The sequence below is a fragment of the Mesorhizobium sp. M0011 genome, from assembly GCF_040324155.1.
Classification (GTDB): Bacteria; Pseudomonadota; Alphaproteobacteria; order Rhizobiales; family Rhizobiaceae; genus Mesorhizobium.
Window position 1 is genome coordinate 71,197 of sequence record NZ_JAMYVQ010000006.1, and the last position, 16,459, is coordinate 87,655.

At 62.1% G+C, this 16,459-nt stretch carries 17 protein-coding genes; 1 reads left to right on the plus strand and 16 read right to left on the minus strand.

Translation table 11 applies throughout. From position 1 onward, the window contains the following. Window positions 1-6: 6 nt before the first annotated feature. From NKK51_RS08955 to yajC, 7 genes are all read right to left on the minus strand, one after another. Complete coding sequence (locus tag NKK51_RS08955; RefSeq protein ID WP_206638039.1) at window positions 7-957, minus strand: sterol desaturase family protein; 951 nt, start codon at window positions 955-957, stop codon at window positions 7-9. Beyond that, window positions 957-1,331 (minus strand): hypothetical protein, encoded by a 375-nt coding sequence (locus NKK51_RS08960; RefSeq protein ID WP_348629836.1) that lies wholly within the window; start codon window positions 1,329-1,331, stop codon window positions 957-959. The genes NKK51_RS08955 and NKK51_RS08960 overlap by 1 nt, the downstream gene beginning before the upstream one ends. Window positions 1,332-1,467: 136 nt before the next feature. Beyond that, window positions 1,468-2,310: a phytoene/squalene synthase family protein gene (locus tag NKK51_RS08965; RefSeq protein WP_352552355.1), complete on the minus strand. Its 843-nt coding sequence runs from the start codon at window positions 2,308-2,310 to the stop codon at window positions 1,468-1,470. A 1-nt stretch (window position 2,311) separates the two neighbouring features. Continuing rightward, window positions 2,312-2,704 carry an Mth938-like domain-containing protein gene (locus NKK51_RS08970; protein ID WP_023812175.1) on the minus strand — a complete coding sequence of 131 codons (393 nt, stop codon included), beginning with the start codon at window positions 2,702-2,704 and terminating at the stop codon, window positions 2,312-2,314. 28 nt (window positions 2,705-2,732) lie between these two features. Next, window positions 2,733-5,282 (minus strand): protein translocase subunit SecDF, encoded by a 2,550-nt coding sequence (gene secDF, locus NKK51_RS08975; protein WP_352552357.1) that lies wholly within the window; start codon window positions 5,280-5,282, stop codon window positions 2,733-2,735. Between the two features lie 125 nt (window positions 5,283-5,407). Further along, window positions 5,408-6,532 carry a SecDF P1 head subdomain-containing protein gene (locus NKK51_RS08980; protein WP_352552358.1) on the minus strand — a complete coding sequence of 375 codons (1,125 nt, stop codon included), beginning with the start codon at window positions 6,530-6,532 and terminating at the stop codon, window positions 5,408-5,410. A 29-nt stretch (window positions 6,533-6,561) separates the two neighbouring features. Then, window positions 6,562-6,900 carry a preprotein translocase subunit YajC gene (gene yajC, locus NKK51_RS08985; protein ID WP_023812178.1) on the minus strand — a complete coding sequence of 113 codons (339 nt, stop codon included), beginning with the start codon at window positions 6,898-6,900 and terminating at the stop codon, window positions 6,562-6,564. Window positions 6,901-7,175: 275 nt separating this feature from the next. Between yajC and NKK51_RS08990 the strand changes: the two genes are divergently transcribed. Further along, entirely contained in the window at window positions 7,176-8,051 is an 876-nt protein-coding gene (locus tag NKK51_RS08990; protein WP_352552360.1) for an ATP-binding protein, read from the plus strand. A gap of 119 nt (window positions 8,052-8,170) precedes the next feature. Here the strand turns inward: NKK51_RS08990 and NKK51_RS08995 are convergent, their stop codons facing one another. The 9 genes from NKK51_RS08995 to NKK51_RS09035 all read right to left on the minus strand — a co-directional run bounded on the left by NKK51_RS08995 (window position 8,171) and on the right by NKK51_RS09035 (window position 16,439). Next, the gene (locus tag NKK51_RS08995; protein WP_352552361.1) at window positions 8,171-9,682 is read right to left on the minus strand and encodes a peptidoglycan DD-metalloendopeptidase family protein; all 1,512 of its coding nucleotides are present in this window, start codon (window positions 9,680-9,682) and stop codon (window positions 8,171-8,173) included. A 201-nt stretch (window positions 9,683-9,883) separates the two neighbouring features. After that, window positions 9,884-10,543 (minus strand): protein-L-isoaspartate(D-aspartate) O-methyltransferase, encoded by a 660-nt coding sequence (locus NKK51_RS09000; protein ID WP_352552363.1) that lies wholly within the window; start codon window positions 10,541-10,543, stop codon window positions 9,884-9,886. Next, on the minus strand, window positions 10,540-11,298 hold the full coding sequence (gene surE, locus NKK51_RS09005; protein WP_128363301.1) for a 5'/3'-nucleotidase SurE: 759 nt from the start codon (window positions 11,296-11,298) through the stop codon (window positions 10,540-10,542). Before surE ends, NKK51_RS09000 begins: the two co-directional genes overlap by 4 nt. After that, window positions 11,298-12,602 (minus strand): serine--tRNA ligase, encoded by a 1,305-nt coding sequence (serS, locus tag NKK51_RS09010; protein WP_352552365.1) that lies wholly within the window; start codon window positions 12,600-12,602, stop codon window positions 11,298-11,300. The genes surE and serS overlap by 1 nt, the downstream gene beginning before the upstream one ends. A gap of 197 nt (window positions 12,603-12,799) precedes the next feature. Then, a complete protein-coding gene (gene tatC / locus NKK51_RS09015) occupies window positions 12,800-13,675 on the minus strand; it encodes a twin-arginine translocase subunit TatC (RefSeq protein ID WP_023812186.1) in 876 nt (291 codons plus the stop codon). After that, window positions 13,672-14,454: a Sec-independent protein translocase protein TatB gene (tatB, locus tag NKK51_RS09020; RefSeq protein WP_352552367.1), complete on the minus strand. Its 783-nt coding sequence runs from the start codon at window positions 14,452-14,454 to the stop codon at window positions 13,672-13,674. Before tatB ends, tatC begins: the two co-directional genes overlap by 4 nt. 29 nt (window positions 14,455-14,483) lie before the next feature. Further along, the gene (locus NKK51_RS09025) at window positions 14,484-14,705 is read right to left on the minus strand and encodes a twin-arginine translocase TatA/TatE family subunit (RefSeq protein ID WP_023812188.1); all 222 of its coding nucleotides are present in this window, start codon (window positions 14,703-14,705) and stop codon (window positions 14,484-14,486) included. A 169-nt stretch (window positions 14,706-14,874) separates the two neighbouring features. Then, entirely contained in the window at window positions 14,875-15,642 is a 768-nt protein-coding gene (scpB, locus tag NKK51_RS09030; protein WP_128304011.1) for an SMC-Scp complex subunit ScpB, read from the minus strand. Then, complete coding sequence (locus tag NKK51_RS09035) at window positions 15,639-16,439, minus strand: segregation and condensation protein A (protein ID WP_050596706.1); 801 nt, start codon at window positions 16,437-16,439, stop codon at window positions 15,639-15,641. Before NKK51_RS09035 ends, scpB begins: the two co-directional genes overlap by 4 nt. Window positions 16,440-16,459 lie beyond the last annotated feature (20 nt).

Consider the following 16,459-nt stretch of genomic DNA (forward strand, 5'->3'; position numbering starts at 1 on the left):
CGATGGTTATTCGGCTGGCTCGACACCAGCCGCCGGCAACCCCGGCTTGCCCGCCTCATCAGGATTTCGCCTGACATAGGCAGCTTTCAATGTCTCGGAAGTTTCGCGCGAGCCGTCATGGCTCCAGCCCGGCGGCTTGATCAGATAGTTCAGGCGGTCGCTCAACGTCAGACCGGGCGCAAAGGCATCCCTGAACATGCCGATCCATTCATGGAACGCCACTTTCAGCGGATTGAAGGTGCCGAGATTCCTGACGATGCCGTAGCGCGGCCGGTCTTCTTCCAGTTCTCCGACGAAGGTGCCGAACACGCGATCCCAGATGATCAGCGTGCCGGCATAGTTGGCGTCGAGGTAGCGCGGATTGGTGGCGTGATGGACGCGGTGGTGTGACGGCGTGTTGAAGACGAACTCGAACCAGCTCCACATCTTGCCGATCGTCTCGGTGTGGATCCAGAACTGCCAGACAAGGTTGAAGCCGAAGGTGAAGGCAATCACCGCCGGGTGGAAGCCGAGCAGCACCAGCGGCGCCTGCAAAACGAACATGAAGGTGAACAGACCGGTCCAGCTTTGCCTGAGCGCCGTCGACAGATTGTAGTGCTGGCTGGAATGGTGGTTTACGTGTTCGGCCCACACCCAGCGCACCCGGTGCGCGATGCGATGATAGACGTAGTAGCGCAGATCATCGAGCAGGAAGGCGGCCAGGAACACCCAGACCGACAGGCCGAGATTGAAGACGCGGAATTGCCACAGCCACAGCAGTGCCCAGTAGGACACGACGCCAAGCAGCAGCCCGGCAACGACATTGCCGGTGCCCATCATCAGGCTGGTCAAGGTGTCGCGCGTCTCGAACGAATCCCTGGCGCGGCCGGTGCGCACCAACCAAAGCTCGATCAGGATCGCGACCACGAAGAACGGGATGGCCAGTTGGGTGACTTGCGGGAAATTGTAGCTGTCCATCACGCGGCCTGCCCAGTGGAATTTGAACCTTGCGGCTCAAGCGCTTTCAGCACGCCCTGTGCATCCGTTGAGCTGGCAAAGCGGAAGCGGCCGCCCTTCCAGGTGAAATCGGCGAGCCGCAGCGAAACCGTGTTCGCATCTCCGGCGTTCAAAACCGCGACATTCTGAGGCGAGACGATGCGGGTCAAAAAGCGATCGCCGATGCTGTGAACGATGCCGATGCGCCCTCGCCCGATATCCAGAAACGCCGTCTTGGCATCCGCTGTCAGGCGGACCACCGTCGCGATCTCGTCGGGAAAATCCTCAGTGAATCGGCTCACTGCGCGATCGACACTGCTGAGCGTCGCCGTCTTGCTGCCGCCGGTGAAATGCACCGCCGCAACCGACAGCGCGATGCCGAAGGTAACGATCGCTACCAATATGGGTAAGCTCATTCATCTCCTCCGGGCCGGCCTGTTGTCTTCAGCAACAGTTTGGCGCGGGGACGTCTTAACATGATTGACGTTTACGTCAAAGCGCAGGCCAGCCCTTGCTCGCGCGACGCAGCAGCAGCCAATGCCGGCGCAAGGCCGACAGCCGCGCCACGCCTTCGAGCGGCGAACCATTCTCCATCTTGCCGAGATAGGCACGTGACAGGGCGAGCGGCAGGAATGCCGGACGCAGCGATACAGGCAGAGCCGGAGCGCCTCGCTCGAAGGCGGAAAGATGTTCCCGTGCCAGCGCCATCATCGCCGCCACCGCGCGTTTGGCGCCGGGTCCGCCATCACCGGCAACGAACTCCTGCGGCGAAGAGCCGGCCGCTGCAAGGATATCGGCCGGGACAAAACACTGTCCGCGCCGGCGATGCAGCGGCAACAGCAGCAGCAGGCCGGTCATCGCCTGCGCACAGCCTGCCCTGCCCGCCAGATCGGCAAAGCGCGGCGCCTCGACGGGATCGAGCACCATCGCCGCAAGCTGGATGAGTGCTGCGGCCGTCTCGCCGCAATAGCCTTCCAGATCGGTGCGCGACGGCATCGGGTCGTCGTAGAGGTCGAAGATGCGCGCATCGAGCATGTTCTCGAAGGCCGGTTTCGGCAGGTTGAATGTCGCTATTGTGGCATTCAAGGCTTCGGCTGTGGGATGGCCGGCGCCCGCCTCCCCACCGGCGGCAATGACATCGCGCCACCATTGCAGCCGCACCTCGCCCGGCAGCGCCTCATGGATGCGATCGCGAATACCGGCGATCTCGGCGTTGAAGGCGTAGAGCGAAAACAGCGCGCCGCGCTTGTCCGCCGTTGCATAGAGCGCGGTCAGATAGCGGTCATGGTCGGTGGCGCGCACCGCGTCCATGACGATTTCAGCGCTTCGAGACATGTCAATCGACGGCAATGAGCGCTGCGGCCACCGCGCGCTCTTCCGCCAGAAGGACATTGTAGGTCCGCACCGCGGCCCCCGTCGACATCGGGTCGGATGCAATGCCGGCGGCCTTCAGCGCGGCCCGCAATGCGGCGGGCAATGGCCTGAGATCCCTGCCCATGCCGACCAGCAGGATTTCGACCTTGTCGGCCTCAGCCAGCAGCCTGTCGAAATCCGCCACCGTCAGCGCCAGGGGATCAGCCGGTTCCCAACCATGGATGCCGGATGGCAGGCACATGAGCGAACCACGGTGCGACATGTCGGCAAAGCGGAACCCGCCATTGCCGTAGGCTTCGATCGGCGCGCGGCCCGGAAAATGCGCCTCGCGGATGACGATGCCTTTGCTGGTCATCGTTCTGTCATCCCTTCGGGGCGGCGCGTCAGGTCGCGACCGCCTTGCCGCCATTGACCGGCTTCTCCTCGTCGGCAGTTGCCTGCGGCCGCAACTTGAACAGGATCAGCAGCGGTGCGGCGATAAAGATCGAGGAATAGGTGCCGAAGACGACGCCGAACAGCATGGCCATGGTGAACGAGCGGATCACCTCGCCGCCGAACAGCACCAGCGCCAGCAGCGCCAGGATCGTCGTCACCGATGTCAGTGTCGTCCTCGACAGAGTCTCGTTGATGGCGTTGTTCAACAGTTGCGGCAGCGGCATCCGCTTGTATTTTCGCAGATCCTCGCGAACACGGTCATAGACCACGATCGTATCGTTCAGCGAATAGCCGATGATGGTCAGGATCGCCGCCAGCGATGACTGGTTGAACTCCAGCCCGGTGATGACGAAGAAGCCAAGCGTCATGACCACGTCGTGCACCGTCGCCACGATGGCGCCGACCGCGAACTGCCATTCGAAGCGGAACCAGACATAGACCAGGATGCCGAGCAGCGCGATCAGCATGGCGATCGTGCCTTGCTTGGCGAGTTCTCCGGAGACAGTCGGTCCCACCACTTCGACGCGGCGGAAGTCATAGGCGTCCTGCAGCTCGCCACGCACCTTGTCGATGACGGTCTGCTCGGCGTTTTCGCCGCCATCCTGCGAGCCGACGCGGATCAGCACGTCGTTCGGATCGCCAAACTGCTGCACCTGGACTTCGCCGATGTTGAGTTCGGTCAGCCGCGCGCGAATGTCGGCAATGTCGGCATTGCCGCTCTTGGCTTTCACCTCGATCAGCGAACCGCCCTTGAAATCGATGCCGTAATTGATGTCGACGGTCATGAACAGCACGACCGAGAGGACCGAAAGGAGGGTCGACAGCGCGAAGGTCCAGCGGCGGATGCCCATGAAGGGGATTTTTGTGCCGGGTGGGATGAAAGTCACCGGCGCCTTCGGCAACTCCTTCGGACGCGCCCGGCGCAGCCAGATCGAGACCAGCAGACGGGTGAAGGTGAAAGCGGTGAAGACCGTGGTCAGGATGCCGATAGCGAAGGTGATGGCAAAGCCCTTCACCGGCCCGGTACCGAGATAGAACAGCACCACGGTGGCGATCAGCGAGGTGACGTTGGAATCGACGATGGTCGCCAGCGCCTTGGTGAACCCGGTATCGATCGCCTGGATCACGGAGCGGCCGGCGCGTCGCTCCTCGCGGATTCGTTCGTAGATCAGCACGTTGGAATCGACCGCCATGCCGATTGTCAGCACGATACCGGCGATACCAGGCAAGGTCAGCGTCGCGCCAAGCAACGAGAGCACGCCGACGATCATCGCCACGTGCACCGCCAGCGCGATGTTGGCCAGGAAGCCGAGGAAGCCGTAGGCGACGAACATGAAGGCGACGACGAGGATAGAACCGATGATGCCGGCGACCTTGCCGGCATGGATCGAATCCTGGCCAAGGCCTGGACCCACCGTGCGTTCTTCGATGACCGTAAGCGTTGCGGGCAACGCGCCGGCACGCAGCAACACCGCAAGGTCGTTGGCGCTCTGGGCGGTGAAGTTGCCGGATATCTGGCCGGTGCCGCCAAGGATCGGCTCACGGATCTGCGGCGCCGATATCACCTGATTGTCGAGGATGATGGCGAACAGCTTGCCGACATTTTGCGAGGTCGCCTGGCCGAAACGCGCCGCCCCTTTCGAATCAAAGCGGAACGAAACCACCGGCTCGTTGTTCTGAGAATTGTAGGTCGCCTGCGCATCAACGAGGTTTTCGCCCGAAACGATGACGCGGTTCTCGATCAGATACGGGACTGGCGGATCGTCCTGCGAATACAGCACCGACGAGCCGGCGGGCGGGCGCGCGTTGAGCGCGTCCTGCACAGGCATCGACTGGTCAACCATCTGAAAGGTCAGCTTGGCGGTCTGGCCGAGGATTTCCTTCAGCCTTTGCGGGTCTTGAAGACCTGGCACCTGGACCAGGATACGGTCGTCGCCCTGCCTCTGCACGATCGGTTCGGTCGTGCCGAGTTCGTTGACGCGACGCTCGACCACTTCGATCGACTGCGCCAATGCAGTCGACGTGCGGTATTTGATGCCGGCGTCGGTCACGGTGAACTTGAGCAGGCCGGGCTCGGAATCATCGAGCGTCATTTCCTGGATGGAGCCGCCGGTGAACAGGCCGGCAGCGACCGGATCGGTCAGCGTCTTCAGCGCCGTCTTGGCGGCATCGATCTGGGCGGGATCGGTGATACGGACCTGCAAGACACGTCCGGTGCCGGCGAGGCCGGTGTAGCCGATCTTGGCGTCACGCAGCAGCGTGCGGATTTCGTCGCGCGTCGTCTCCAACCGGTCCTTGATCAGATCGTTCTGATTCATCTCCAGCAGGATGTGCGAGCCGCCCTGCAGATCGAGGCCGAGCGTCATCTGCCGCTTCGGCACCCAGTCGGGAAGCTTGGCCAAAGTGCTTGCGGGGATGAGATTGGGCGCGGCGAGGATCACCGTGATGGCCACGGCCACCCAGATCAGGATCATCTTGAAGCGCGAAAAATACAGCATATGGCGTCGTCCGTCAGAGCGTGTCCGCGGATCGCTCCGCCTAAAATTCGGTTATTTCTTGGCATTCTGGTTCGCCACCGGCTCACCATTCATCCGCGCATCTGTGGTTGTCGAGCACAAGGCGGTCACTTTGGTGCTGCCATCGGACTTTCTTCAACTATTGTCAATCGTGCGGGTAAGCGGCCATTGCGTAATAGCACGGCGAGATCGTTAGCGTCCTCGACAGTGAAATTGCCCGATATCTGGCCGATGCCGTCAAGGATGGGCTCGCGGATTACCGGTACTGAAATCACCCGACCGTCCAGCACGACTGCAAACGAACTGCCGACATTCTGCGGGGTCTCCCGGCTTAGCCGTGCGGTTCCTTTTGAATCGACCCGAAACAGGACAATCGGCTTGTTACTTTGCGGGCTGTAGGCCGGCTTCGCATTGATCAGGTTGTCATCCGAAACGATGACACGGTTCTCGATCAGGTAGGGGACCGGCGGATCGTCGTGTGAATAAAGCATGCTGGACGAATTGGGCAGCGGCCCATTAAGCGCGTCTTTCACCGGCATCGATCCATCAATCATCTGGACAGTCAGCTTGGCGGCACGAACAAGGATACTACTTAGCCTATGCGAATCCTTGAGGCCCGACACTTGGACCATAATCCGATCATCGCCTTGTTGCCGCACGATCGGCTCCGAAATGCCCGATTCAACCCTCCTGAAGTCATGGATGCGATGCTTGATGACCTCCACTGACTGCTTCAAAGCCGCGGACGTTAGGTATTTGATGCCGGCGCCCGTGATGACGAATTTGAGCAAGACTGGTCCGGACTCATCCAGCACCAGCTCCTGGACTGCGTCATCATCGGCAGACGGATCGGTCAGTGTCTTTAGCGTTACTTTGGCCAAAACAAGCTGAGCGGCATCCGAAATGTGTACCTGAACCGCGCGACCCGATACAGCCAGACCGGTATAGCCGATGTGAGCGGAACGCAGCAGTGAGCGGATTTCGTCTTGGGTCGTCTCCAGCCTGCCTTTGATCAATTCGTCCAGATCCAGGCCGAATACGAAGCGCGAAATGCCCTTTTGATCGAGGCCAATCGCCGTCTGGATTTTTGGTGCCCAATAAGGCTGCTTCGCGAGCGGACTTGCCGCGAAAAGGATGGACACATCAAGCACTGCTGTAATGACCGCAGCCACACAGATCAGAACTATCCTGAAGCGCGAAGAAGGCGGCAAATGGCGTCCTCCGTCAGGCATGCTGGCGGATCCCTCCGCCGACAATTCGGTTATTTCTTGGCGTTCTGGTTGGCGACCGGCTCGCCCTTGACGCGCACATCGGCGATCGTGGAACGCAGCGCCGTCACCTTCATGCCACCGCCGAGGTCGATCTCGAGCTCGTTGTCGTCGATCACCTTGGTCACCTTGCCAACGAAGCCGCCGCCGGTGACGACCGTGTCGCCGCGACGGACCGCGGCCAGCATCTCGCCGCGCTTCTTCAGCTGCGTGCGCTGCGGCCTGATGATCAGAAAATACATGATCACGAAAATCAGGACAAACGGCAAAATGCTGATGAACATGTCTGGAGAAGCGCCGACGCCTTGGGCGTATGCCGGTGTCACGAACATCGAGGTACTCCTGAATTTTGAAAACAGCCGCCAATCTGGCGGCCCCTTGAAATTTGGCCGGAATATAGTCGGTAAAGTTGTCAATGCAACTGCGCGGCCGCCCAAATCGGCTGCTTTTCCGGCCTGTTGAGCCGTGTTAGAGCAGGATCGCGAAAAGCGCGAGCCAGTTTTTGGAAAAGATCACGCTCGAACAAAAGGTTGCAGCCGGTTTTGTATCAGACGGAATCGGCCAGCTTCACGCCCCCACACGTCAAAACGCGAAACAAAAGACAGCCATGACCGACAGCAGCATTGAAGCCCTGAACCAGAAACTCGACCGGCTGATCGAAGCGGTGAGCCGTCTTGCCCCGCCGCCGGTACCCCAAACCGACATCGGCGCGGCCGATTGCTTCGTCTGGCAGGCCGATCCGGGCTATCTGGAACCGGTGCGCAGGGTTAACCGCGTCGACATCGGCCTGATCCGTGGCGTCGACCGCGTCCGCGACATCCTTGTCGACAACACCGAACGCTTCGCTGGCGGCTATCCGGCCAACAACGTATTGTTGTGGGGCGCGCGCGGCATGGGCAAATCGTCGCTGGTCAAGGCCGTGCATGCCCAGATCAACGCCAGGACCAAGTCCGACCTGCCGTTGAAGCTGATCGAAATCCACCGCGAGGACATCGACACGCTGCCGAAGCTGATGGGATTGCTCAAGGCGGCGCCCTTCCGCTTCATCCTGTTTTGCGACGACCTCTCCTTCGACCATGACGACACCTCCTACAAATCGCTCAAGGCAGCGCTCGAAGGCGGCGTCGAGGGCCGCCCCGCCAATGTCATCTTCTATGCCACCTCGAACCGCCGGCATCTTTTGCCCCGCGACATGATCGACAACGAGCGCTCGACCGCCATCAACCCGTCCGAGGCGGTCGAGGAAAAAGTGTCGCTGTCCGACCGGTTCGGGCTGTGGCTCGGCTTCCACAAATGTTCGCAGGACGAGTATCTCGACATGATCGACGGCTATGTCAGGCACCATGGCCTTGTCGTGGATCCCGAGCAACTGCGCGCCGAAGCACTGGAATGGGCGACCACCCGCGGCAGCCGCTCAGGTCGCGTCGCCTGGCAGTTCACCCAGGACCTAGCTGGCCGCCTCGGCAAGCCGCTCAAGGATTGATCCGCTCGCAACCAACTGAAAAAGCCCGCTCCTTGCGGAACGGGCTGAGCCGGCGGGCCGGACTGGAGGTCAGACGGCCCACAAATTGCTTTTTTTCTTCTATTCGAGATAACTCCCGACTATTCGAGATAGCCCGACGGATCGACTGGCGCCGAGTTCTTGCGCACTTCGAAGTGCAGCTTCGGCGAATCCGTCGTGCCGCTCATGCCCGACAGCGCGATTTCCTGGCCGCGCTTGACCTTCTGGCCGCGCTGCACCTCGATCGAGCTGGCGTGGCCGTAGACGGTGACCAGGCCATTCTCGTGGCGCACCAGCACCGTGTTGCCGAATTCCTTGAGGCCGTCGCCGGCATAGATGACGACACCGTTTTCGGCTGCCTTGACCGGTGTGCCAGAGGGTACGGCGATGTCAACGCCGTCTTTGCCGGAGCCGAAACCGGAAATCACGCGGCCGCGCACCGGCCAACGCATCTTGCCTATGCCGGTGGCGTCTGGCGCGACGGCATCGTCGGCCTCGGCCTGCTGGATGACCTTCGAATCCTTCTTCGGCGGCGTGTAGGACGCCAGCGTTTCCGACGGCGTGGTCTTTGCCGCGGCCTGCGTCGTGGCCGTCGTCACCGGATCGACCTTGGCCGGCTTGGCAGCGGCGACGGTCACGGTTCCACCGGCAGGCACCTTCAGGGTCTGGCCGATCTTGAGCAAGCCATCCTGCATGCCGTTGGCCTGCTTGATGGCAACGACACCGACACCGGTCTTCCTGGCAATCGAGGAAAGCGTGTCGCCCGACTGAACCGTATAGGTGCCAGCTGCATTGGTCGCCTTGGCCGCGGCTACCTGCGGCTTGGGCTCCTTGGGCTGGCTCGCGGCGGCCGACGTGTCGACCTGAGCGGCGGACTTGCCCTCCCTAGGCTTCGGCTGCTGCGGCAGGACGGCCACCTTGTCGGGCGCAGTGGCCGGCAGGTTGTGCTTGGTGTCTTTCGCCGGCTTGGCATCCGCGAGCTTCGGCTCGCTCTTGCTCGAATAGGCGTAGGCCGGGATGACCAGCTTCTGGCCGGTCTTCAGCCCCTTGGTCGCGCTCAGCCCGTTGACCTTCATGATCACGTCGGACGGCACCTTGTAGCGCTGCGCCAGGCCGCCGATCGTTTCGCCGTCCCTGACGACGATCTCGGTTGCATGCGGAGTGCCGGAAGCAGCCACGCGGGGTTCGTCAGGTTGCGAAACCTTGAAAGGCGACGCCACTGGGGCGACGGCGCCGGTCGTGGTCCTGTCGACATGCGGTGCCGGGGCCAATGCGGTGCGTACCGGCTTCGATACCGGCGCCACTTCGGGAGCCTGGGCAACGGGCGGCGGCAGCGGCCGCGTCGAGACCGGATCGAGGCTGGAGCGGCTGACCGACTGTGTATGGCTGCCATCGACCGGAGCGGCGGCGACATCGCCCGGATAGGGCTGCTGTACGGCATCCTGCTTATTGATGATGGCGCGCTGATTGTTGGTCGAGGATGTAAAGACATCGTCGACGCCATTGAACCGCGAAACCTGGGAACTGCACCCCGCAGCAGCACCCGCGACCATCAGTATGGCGCAGCCTCGCGCCAGATTGCGACCGTTTGTCTTCAAAACACTGAGTTGCATCGCACTAACCCGCACATACCCGGTACAAACTAGGCATGATTAAAGCGCGTTAATGTTACTCGACGGTTAACCCCATGGAATCCGACGCAATTTTTCTTAAAATATTAGAGAGCGAGCCCAGGGGAGATTTTCAGGTCATGCCGGCCGGGGTCGAAGACGGCGCGCACCTGACGCGGCGTGGCCTGAACATCGACATACGCGCTAGATGATAGCGGCGACACCGCGCAGGATCGGCTGCAGGCGAACGAGGCCGATGTCTTCACGCTCGAAGCGGCTGCCGACCTTGGTTAGCTTGGCCAGCACCTGTTCACCCTCTTCGGGGCCGATCGGAGCGATGACGATACCGCCGCTCGACAACTGGTCGAGCAGGAAGCGCGGCAGGCTGTCGAAGGCAGCCCAGGCGACGATACGGTCAAATGGCCCTTCATTCGGCAGCCCGCCGGAACCATCGGCGTGGCGCACGATGACATTGCCGATGCCGAGCGCCTCGAAGCGCTGCCGCGCCTGCTCGGCGAGCGTCTTGTAGCGATCGGTGGTGATGACCCGCGCCGCCAGCCGCGACATCACCGCCGAGGTGTAGCCCGAGCCGGTGCCGATCTCGAGCACGCGGTTGCCCTGCTCGATAGCGAGCGCCGCGATCACCGCCGCCTGCATGTCGGCACCTTCGATCGCCTCGCCGCATTCGATCGGCAGCATACGGTCCGACCAGGCGATCTGATGGAACTGGGCCGCCAGGAAGCCGCGCCGCGGCGTCGCCTCGAAGGCCGCGATCAGCGCCTTCGGCACAGTCCCCCGACCGCGCAGACGCAGCAGAAAGGCAGCAAAACCTTCGCGGTCATCGATCGGGAGGCCCTGGTTCATGCAAGCGCCTTGCTCAATTGGTCACGGATTTCATGCGCGGTGAGGTCAAGCTGAAGCGGCGTCACCGACACCAGCCTGTTGCGTAAGGCGTAGAGATCGGTGCCTTGCTTGCCCTCGACCGGCTCGCCGCCGAAGCGCAGCCAGTAGTATGGCAGGCCGCGCCCGTCACGGCGCTCGTCGACCCACAGGGAGTGCACGAGCTTGCCTTGCGTGGTGACCACCGTGCCGGCGACCTCTTCGGGCGTGCAATTGGGAAAATTGACGTTGAGCAGCACGCCGTCCGGCAACGGCGTCGCGACAAGTTTCTTCAGCAGCGCCGGCGCCAACGCCTCTGTCGTCTCGTAGGGCACGACGCGATCTTCGCCGACATAGCTGTAGCCCTGGCTGAGCGCGATCGAGCGGATACCGAGCAGCGCGCCTTCCATGGCGCCGGCGACGGTGCCCGAATAGGTGACGTCGTCGGCGATGTTGGCGCCCGAATTGATGCCGGACAGGATCAGGTCGGGTGCGCCAGGCAGAATTTTCTTGACGCCCATGATGACGCAATCCGTCGGCGTGCCGCGCACGGCAAAATGCTTCTCGCCGATCTTGCGCAGCCGCAGCGGCTCCGAGATCGACAGCGAATGCGCGTAGCCGGACTGGTCCTGCTCGGGCGCCACCACCCAGACATCGTCGGACAACGTGCGCGCGACACGTTCGAGCGACGCCAGGCCCTCGGCATGAATGCCGTCGTCATTGGTCAGGAGGATACGCATTATTTCGCTTCGATCTTTTCCAGACCGCCCATGTAAGGCCGCAGCACTTCAGGAATGGTTACGCTGCCATCTTCATTCTGGTAGTTTTCGATGACGGCGATGAGCGCGCGGCCGACAGCAGTGCCCGAACCGTTGAGCGTGTGGACAAAGCGGTTGCCCTTGCCGTCTTTGTCCTTGTAGCGCGCGTCCATGCGGCGCGCCTGGAAATCGCCGCACACCGAGCAGGACGAGATCTCGCGATAGGCGTTCTGGCCGGGCAGCCAGACCTCGATGTCGTAGGTCTTGCGCGCCCCAAAACCCATGTCGCCGGTGCACAGCGTCATGGTGCGGAACGGCAGGCCGAGCCGCTTCAGCACTTCCTCGGCGCATTGCGTCATCCGCTCGTGCTCGGCAAGCGACGATTCCTGATCGGTGATCGACACCAGCTCGACCTTGTAGAACTGATGCTGGCGCAGCATGCCGCGCGTGTCGCGCCCGGCCGAGCCCGCTTCCGAACGGAAGCACGGCGTCAGCGCGGTGTAGCGCAGCGGCAGTTTTTCATGCGCGGTGATTTCTTCCCGCACAAGGTTGGTGAGTGGGACCTCGGCGGTGGGAATCAAGCCAAGCCTGCCCTCCCCGTGCGGCGTGAAGAACAGATCTTCCTCGAACTTTGGCAATTGGTTGGTGCCGAACAGAACATCGTCCTTGACCATCAACGGCGGGATGACTTCTTCGTAGCCGTGTTCGGTCGTATGCAGGTCCAGCATGAACTGGCCGAGCGCACGTTCCATCCGGGCCAGTCCGCTTTTCAGCACCGTAAAGCGCGAGCCCGACAGCTTTGCCGCGCGCTCGAAATCCATCATGCCGAGCGCTTCGCCGATCTCAAAGTGCTCCTTCACCCAGTTCGGCCGCGTCGGCACCTTGCCGACGAGGTGCTTGACGACATTGTCGTGCTCGTCCTTGCCGACAGGCACGTCGTCGAACGGCACGTTGGGAAGCACTGCCAGCGCATCGGTCAGCGCCTTGTCGAGCTCGCGTTCGCGCGCCTCGCCGTTCTGGATGAAGACCTTGATCTCGCCGACTTCGGCTTTCAGCTTTTCGGCCAAGGCGGCATCGCCCGAACGCATGGCGTTACCGATCTCCTTCGACGCGGCATTGCGGCGCTCCTGCTTGGTCTGCAGTTCGGTAACGTGCTCGCGCCGCGCCTCGTCCGAGGCGATCAGTCCGTCGACCATGGACTGCGCCTCACCGGCCGACCACGAGCGCTTCACCAGCGCCTCGACAAGGGCCTTCGGGTTGTCGCGAATCCATTTGATGTCAAGCATAGTTTGAACGCTCCTGGGTAGCATGTCGCCCAAAAGTGCGCAGCGGTTTTGGGACAACAACATGCTTCAAACAAAACTGAAACGCATCGCTTTGAGTGCGATGCGTTTCAGCCAGAGGGCGTAAACCGCATCCGAGATCGATGCAAGATGGGCGGGGCGACGACTATGTTTTTCCGCCGCTGCAGCCGCTCTGTTGCCTATGAGGAGGCAGGTGCCGGGGGCTCGTCCGGTGCTTTGTCCGCCACCTCGTCCGCCGCATCCTGCTTCTCGCGTGCCACGCGCTGCTTTTCCCGATCGCGCTCGATCAGCCGGGCAGCCCAGATGGAGACCTCGTAGAGAAGGATGGTCGGGATGGCCAGGCCGATCTGACTCATCGGATCGGGCGGCGTCAGTATCGCCGCGACGACGAAGGCAATGACGATCGCCCATTTGCGCTTCTCGGCCAGTCCCTTGGACGACAGCATGCCGACCCGTGTCATCAGGCTGGTCACCACCGGCAGCTGGAACACCAGGCCGAAGGAAAAGATCAGCGTCATGATCAGGCTGAGATATTCCGACACTTTCGGCAGCAGCGAAATCTGCACCTGATCGTCGGTGCCGGCCTGCTGCATGGCGAGGAAGAACCACATCACCATCGGCGTGAAGAAGAAATAGACCAGCGACGCACCCATCAGGAACAGGATCGGCGACGCGATCAGGAACGGCAGGAAGGCATTCCGCTCGTTCTTGTACAGGCCGGGCGCGATGAACTTGTAGATCTGCGTGGCGATCAGCGGAAAGGCGATCACCATGCCGCCGAACATGGCGAGCTTGACCTGAGTGAAGAAGAATTCCTGCGGCGCCGTGTAGATCAGCTCGACCTTGTGCGGATCGAGCCCTGCCCATTGCGTCGCCCATTTGAACGGCACGACCAGGAGGTTGAACAGTTTCTTGGCGAAGAAGAAACAGACCAGGAAGGCAACGAAGAAGCCGCCCAGCGACCAGATCAGCCGCCGGCGCAACTCGATCAGATGCTCCATCAGCGGCGCCGACGATTTCTCGATCTCGTCCTTTTCGGTGTCCGAAACGCTCACTTGGCGGCTCCAGCCGTCTTCTTGGCCACCGGCTTCTTCACCGCTGCAAGCTTCGGTTCGGCTTTCGCCCCCGTCTTGGTCGCTACAGTCTTGGCCGCGACAGCGTTGGCCGCAGCGGGCGTCTTGGCCCTGAGCGTTTCAGGCTGTGCCGTCGTCACGGCCTTCGCCTGCGTCTTGGACGCAGACGCTGCCTTCGCGGCTACCTTTGCACCATTTGCCGAAGCTTTTGCAGCCGGCGTCGCTTTTGCCGGTGCAGGCTTGGTTAGTTTCTTCGCCGCGGACGCCTTCGGTGCCGCAACGGGTTCCGCCGGCGCTGACGAGGTCACCACCGATTCGTCGGTCATTGCCGGAAAAATCGGCGCTGCTGGCGCTGCTTCCGGCCCGTTGACGCCAGGTATGGTCGTTGCACCGTTCTTCAACGGCTCGGCCGCCTGCGGGGTCGAAGCGACAGAGCTTGCCGGATCGGCCGGCTTCGGCTTCATCGCCGCATCGACGCCGGAGCGAACATCGGCCGCGGCCTGTTCGAACGGATTGAGCTGCTTCCTGATCTCGGCCATCGGGCTGAGACCCCTGAGCTCGTCGACTGACTTCTTGACGTCGTCGAGCTCGGCTTCCTTCAGCGCCTCGTTGAACTGTTTCTGGAAATCGGACGCCATGGCGCGCAGCTTCGCCGTCGTGCGGCCGAAGGTGCGCAGCATATTGGGCAAATCCTTGGGTCCGACGACCACGATCATGACGATCGCGATGACCAGCATTTCGGTCCAGCCGACTTCAAACATGGCACTCTGTTCCGACTAGAACCTTTGGCTCAGCTCTTGCTGGCTTTTTCCTTCGCGGCCGCAACGGTCTCGTCGGCACGGTGTTCGACGGTGCGCTTGTCTTCGGCAACCTCGTCGTCGGCCATGCCCTTCTTGAAGCTCTTGATGCCCTTGGCCATATCGCCCATCAGCTCGGGAATCTTGCCGCGGCCAAACACCAAAAGCACGATCACCAGCACGATCAGCCAATGCCAAATCGAAAATGAACCCATAGCAAATCTCTCTCGAATGTTTTCCCTGGCGATGATCTATGCGTTTTCGCGTTGGGATTCAAACACAACTGCGACAGAGTTTATGAAAGGGTGACGGATGTCACGCATTTTCGACGGGAACGCCCGCTACGAATCCGCGCATCCTCATCAAGTTCGCCGCCAATGCCAGTCAATCTTCCGTGACGCGCGGCGTCAGCAGGCCGAGTTCCTCGAGATCGATATCGGTCAGCGCATCCTCGTCGTCGGTCAATGCGTCGGGATCGGCCGGCGGCTGCGGAATGGAGAAATTCGACGGCATGCGGCCCGAAAGCAGTCCGGCCCCCTTCAGTTCCTCCATGCCAGGAAGATCGCGAATCTCTTCCAGCGCGAAATGGTCGAGGAAGGTCTCCGTCGTGCCGTAGGTCACAGGGCGTCCGGGCGTCTTTCGCCGGCCGCGCATGCGCACCCATTCCGTTTCCAGCAGCGTGTCGAGCGTACCTTTTGAGGTCTCCACGCCCCTGATGTCCTCGATCTCGGCACGCGTCACCGGCTGGTGATAGGCAATGATCGCCAGCACTTCGAGAGCCGCGCGGGAGAGCTTCCTTTGCTGGACGGTATCGCGGCTCATCAGGAAAGCCAGGTCGCCGGCGGTGCGGAACGCCCAGGCGTCGCCCACACGCACCAGATTGACGCCGCGCCGCGCATAGATCTGCTGCAGCTCGGCCATGGCCAGGGCAATGTTGATGCCGTCAGGGAGGCGGGCCGCAAGCTGCTTTTCGCTGACGGGTTCAGCGCTGGCGAACACGATCGCCTCGGCCATGCGCACGGCCTCGGCCAGATGCAGCCGTTCGGCCGGGTTCTGTAGCTGCTGCTCGGCCGGATCCTGGGAAAGCAACTCCTCTTCGGGTTCATCGCCGACCTTGAACGGGACAACCGAAGCGTTGAAGCGTTCGCTCATGATGCCACCTCGACTGCCTTGATTGCCTGCGTGCGGCCGCGCAGGTAGATCGGCGCGAACGTCTGATCCTGCCGCACGTCCATCGTGCCGTCGCGCACCAGCTCCAGCGTGGCCGCAAACGAACTGGCGATCGCCGTGCGCCGCTCCTCGGGACTGGTCATGTATGCGATCAGAAAACTCTCCAGCGCCGTCCAGTCGCTTGCAGCCCCGACCAGGCGGGTCAGGATGTCGCGCGCGTCCTTGAGCGACCAGACACCGCGCCTGGCGATGGTCACATTGTTGATCGCCTGCTTCTGGCGCTGCTGGGCATAGGCGGTCAAGAGATCGTAGAGCGAGGCCGAATATGCGTTACGCTTTTCGACGATGACCATTTCCGGCATGCCGCGCGCAAACACGTCTCGGCCGAGCCGGTTGCGGTTGACCAGACGCGCCGAGGCGTCGCGCATGGCTTCCAGCCGCTTCAGGCGGAACTGCAGCACCGCCGCCAGTTCCTCGCCGCTTTCGCCCTCGTCGCCGGGCTGCTTGGGGATCAGGAGCTTGGACTTGAGGAAGGCCAGCCACGCCGCCATCACCAGATAGTCGGCGGCAAGCTCCAGCCTGAGCGCCCTCGCCGTCTCGACAAAGGTCAGATATTGCTCGACCAGCGCCAGGATCGAAATGCGAGCCAGATCGACCTTCTGGGTGCGGGCAAGATGCAGCAGAAGATCGAGCGGACCTTCGAAGCCGGCCACGTCGACGACCAGCGACGGGTCGCCGGTAACGCGTGAATCGTCATTCTCGGCCCACAGACGGTCCATCGGTGCGGCCTTCGCGGCCT

What these genes read in the sequence shown, in the direction of transcription:
- NKK51_RS08955 (WP_206638039.1), bottom strand. Translation starts at nt 957, where the DNA reads ATGGACAGCTACAATTTCCCGCAAGTCACCCAACTGGCCATCCCGTTC.
- NKK51_RS08965 (WP_352552355.1), bottom strand. Translation starts at nt 2,310, where the DNA reads ATGTCTCGAAGCGCTGAAATCGTCATGGACGCGGTGCGCGCCACCGAC.
- NKK51_RS08970 (WP_023812175.1), bottom strand. Translation starts at nt 2,704, where the DNA reads ATGACCAGCAAAGGCATCGTCATCCGCGAGGCGCATTTTCCGGGCCGC.
- secDF (WP_352552357.1), bottom strand. Translation starts at nt 5,282, where the DNA reads ATGCTGTATTTTTCGCGCTTCAAGATGATCCTGATCTGGGTGGCCGTG.
- NKK51_RS08980 (WP_352552358.1), bottom strand. Translation starts at nt 6,532, where the DNA reads ATGCCTGACGGAGGACGCCATTTGCCGCCTTCTTCGCGCTTCAGGATA.
- yajC (WP_023812178.1), bottom strand. Translation starts at nt 6,900, where the DNA reads ATGTTCGTGACACCGGCATACGCCCAAGGCGTCGGCGCTTCTCCAGAC.
- NKK51_RS08990 (WP_352552360.1), top strand. Translation starts at nt 7,176, where the DNA reads ATGACCGACAGCAGCATTGAAGCCCTGAACCAGAAACTCGACCGGCTG.
- NKK51_RS08995 (WP_352552361.1), bottom strand. Translation starts at nt 9,682, where the DNA reads ATGCAACTCAGTGTTTTGAAGACAAACGGTCGCAATCTGGCGCGAGGC.
- NKK51_RS09000 (WP_352552363.1), bottom strand. Translation starts at nt 10,543, where the DNA reads ATGAACCAGGGCCTCCCGATCGATGACCGCGAAGGTTTTGCTGCCTTT.
- surE (WP_128363301.1), bottom strand. Translation starts at nt 11,298, where the DNA reads ATGCGTATCCTCCTGACCAATGACGACGGCATTCATGCCGAGGGCCTG.
- serS (WP_352552365.1), bottom strand. Translation starts at nt 12,602, where the DNA reads ATGCTTGACATCAAATGGATTCGCGACAACCCGAAGGCCCTTGTCGAG.
- tatB (WP_352552367.1), bottom strand. Translation starts at nt 14,454, where the DNA reads ATGTTTGAAGTCGGCTGGACCGAAATGCTGGTCATCGCGATCGTCATG.
- NKK51_RS09025 (WP_023812188.1), bottom strand. Translation starts at nt 14,705, where the DNA reads ATGGGTTCATTTTCGATTTGGCATTGGCTGATCGTGCTGGTGATCGTG.
- scpB (WP_128304011.1), bottom strand. Translation starts at nt 15,642, where the DNA reads ATGAGCGAACGCTTCAACGCTTCGGTTGTCCCGTTCAAGGTCGGCGAT.
- NKK51_RS09035 (WP_050596706.1), bottom strand. Translation starts at nt 16,439, where the DNA reads ATGGACCGTCTGTGGGCCGAGAATGACGATTCACGCGTTACCGGCGAC.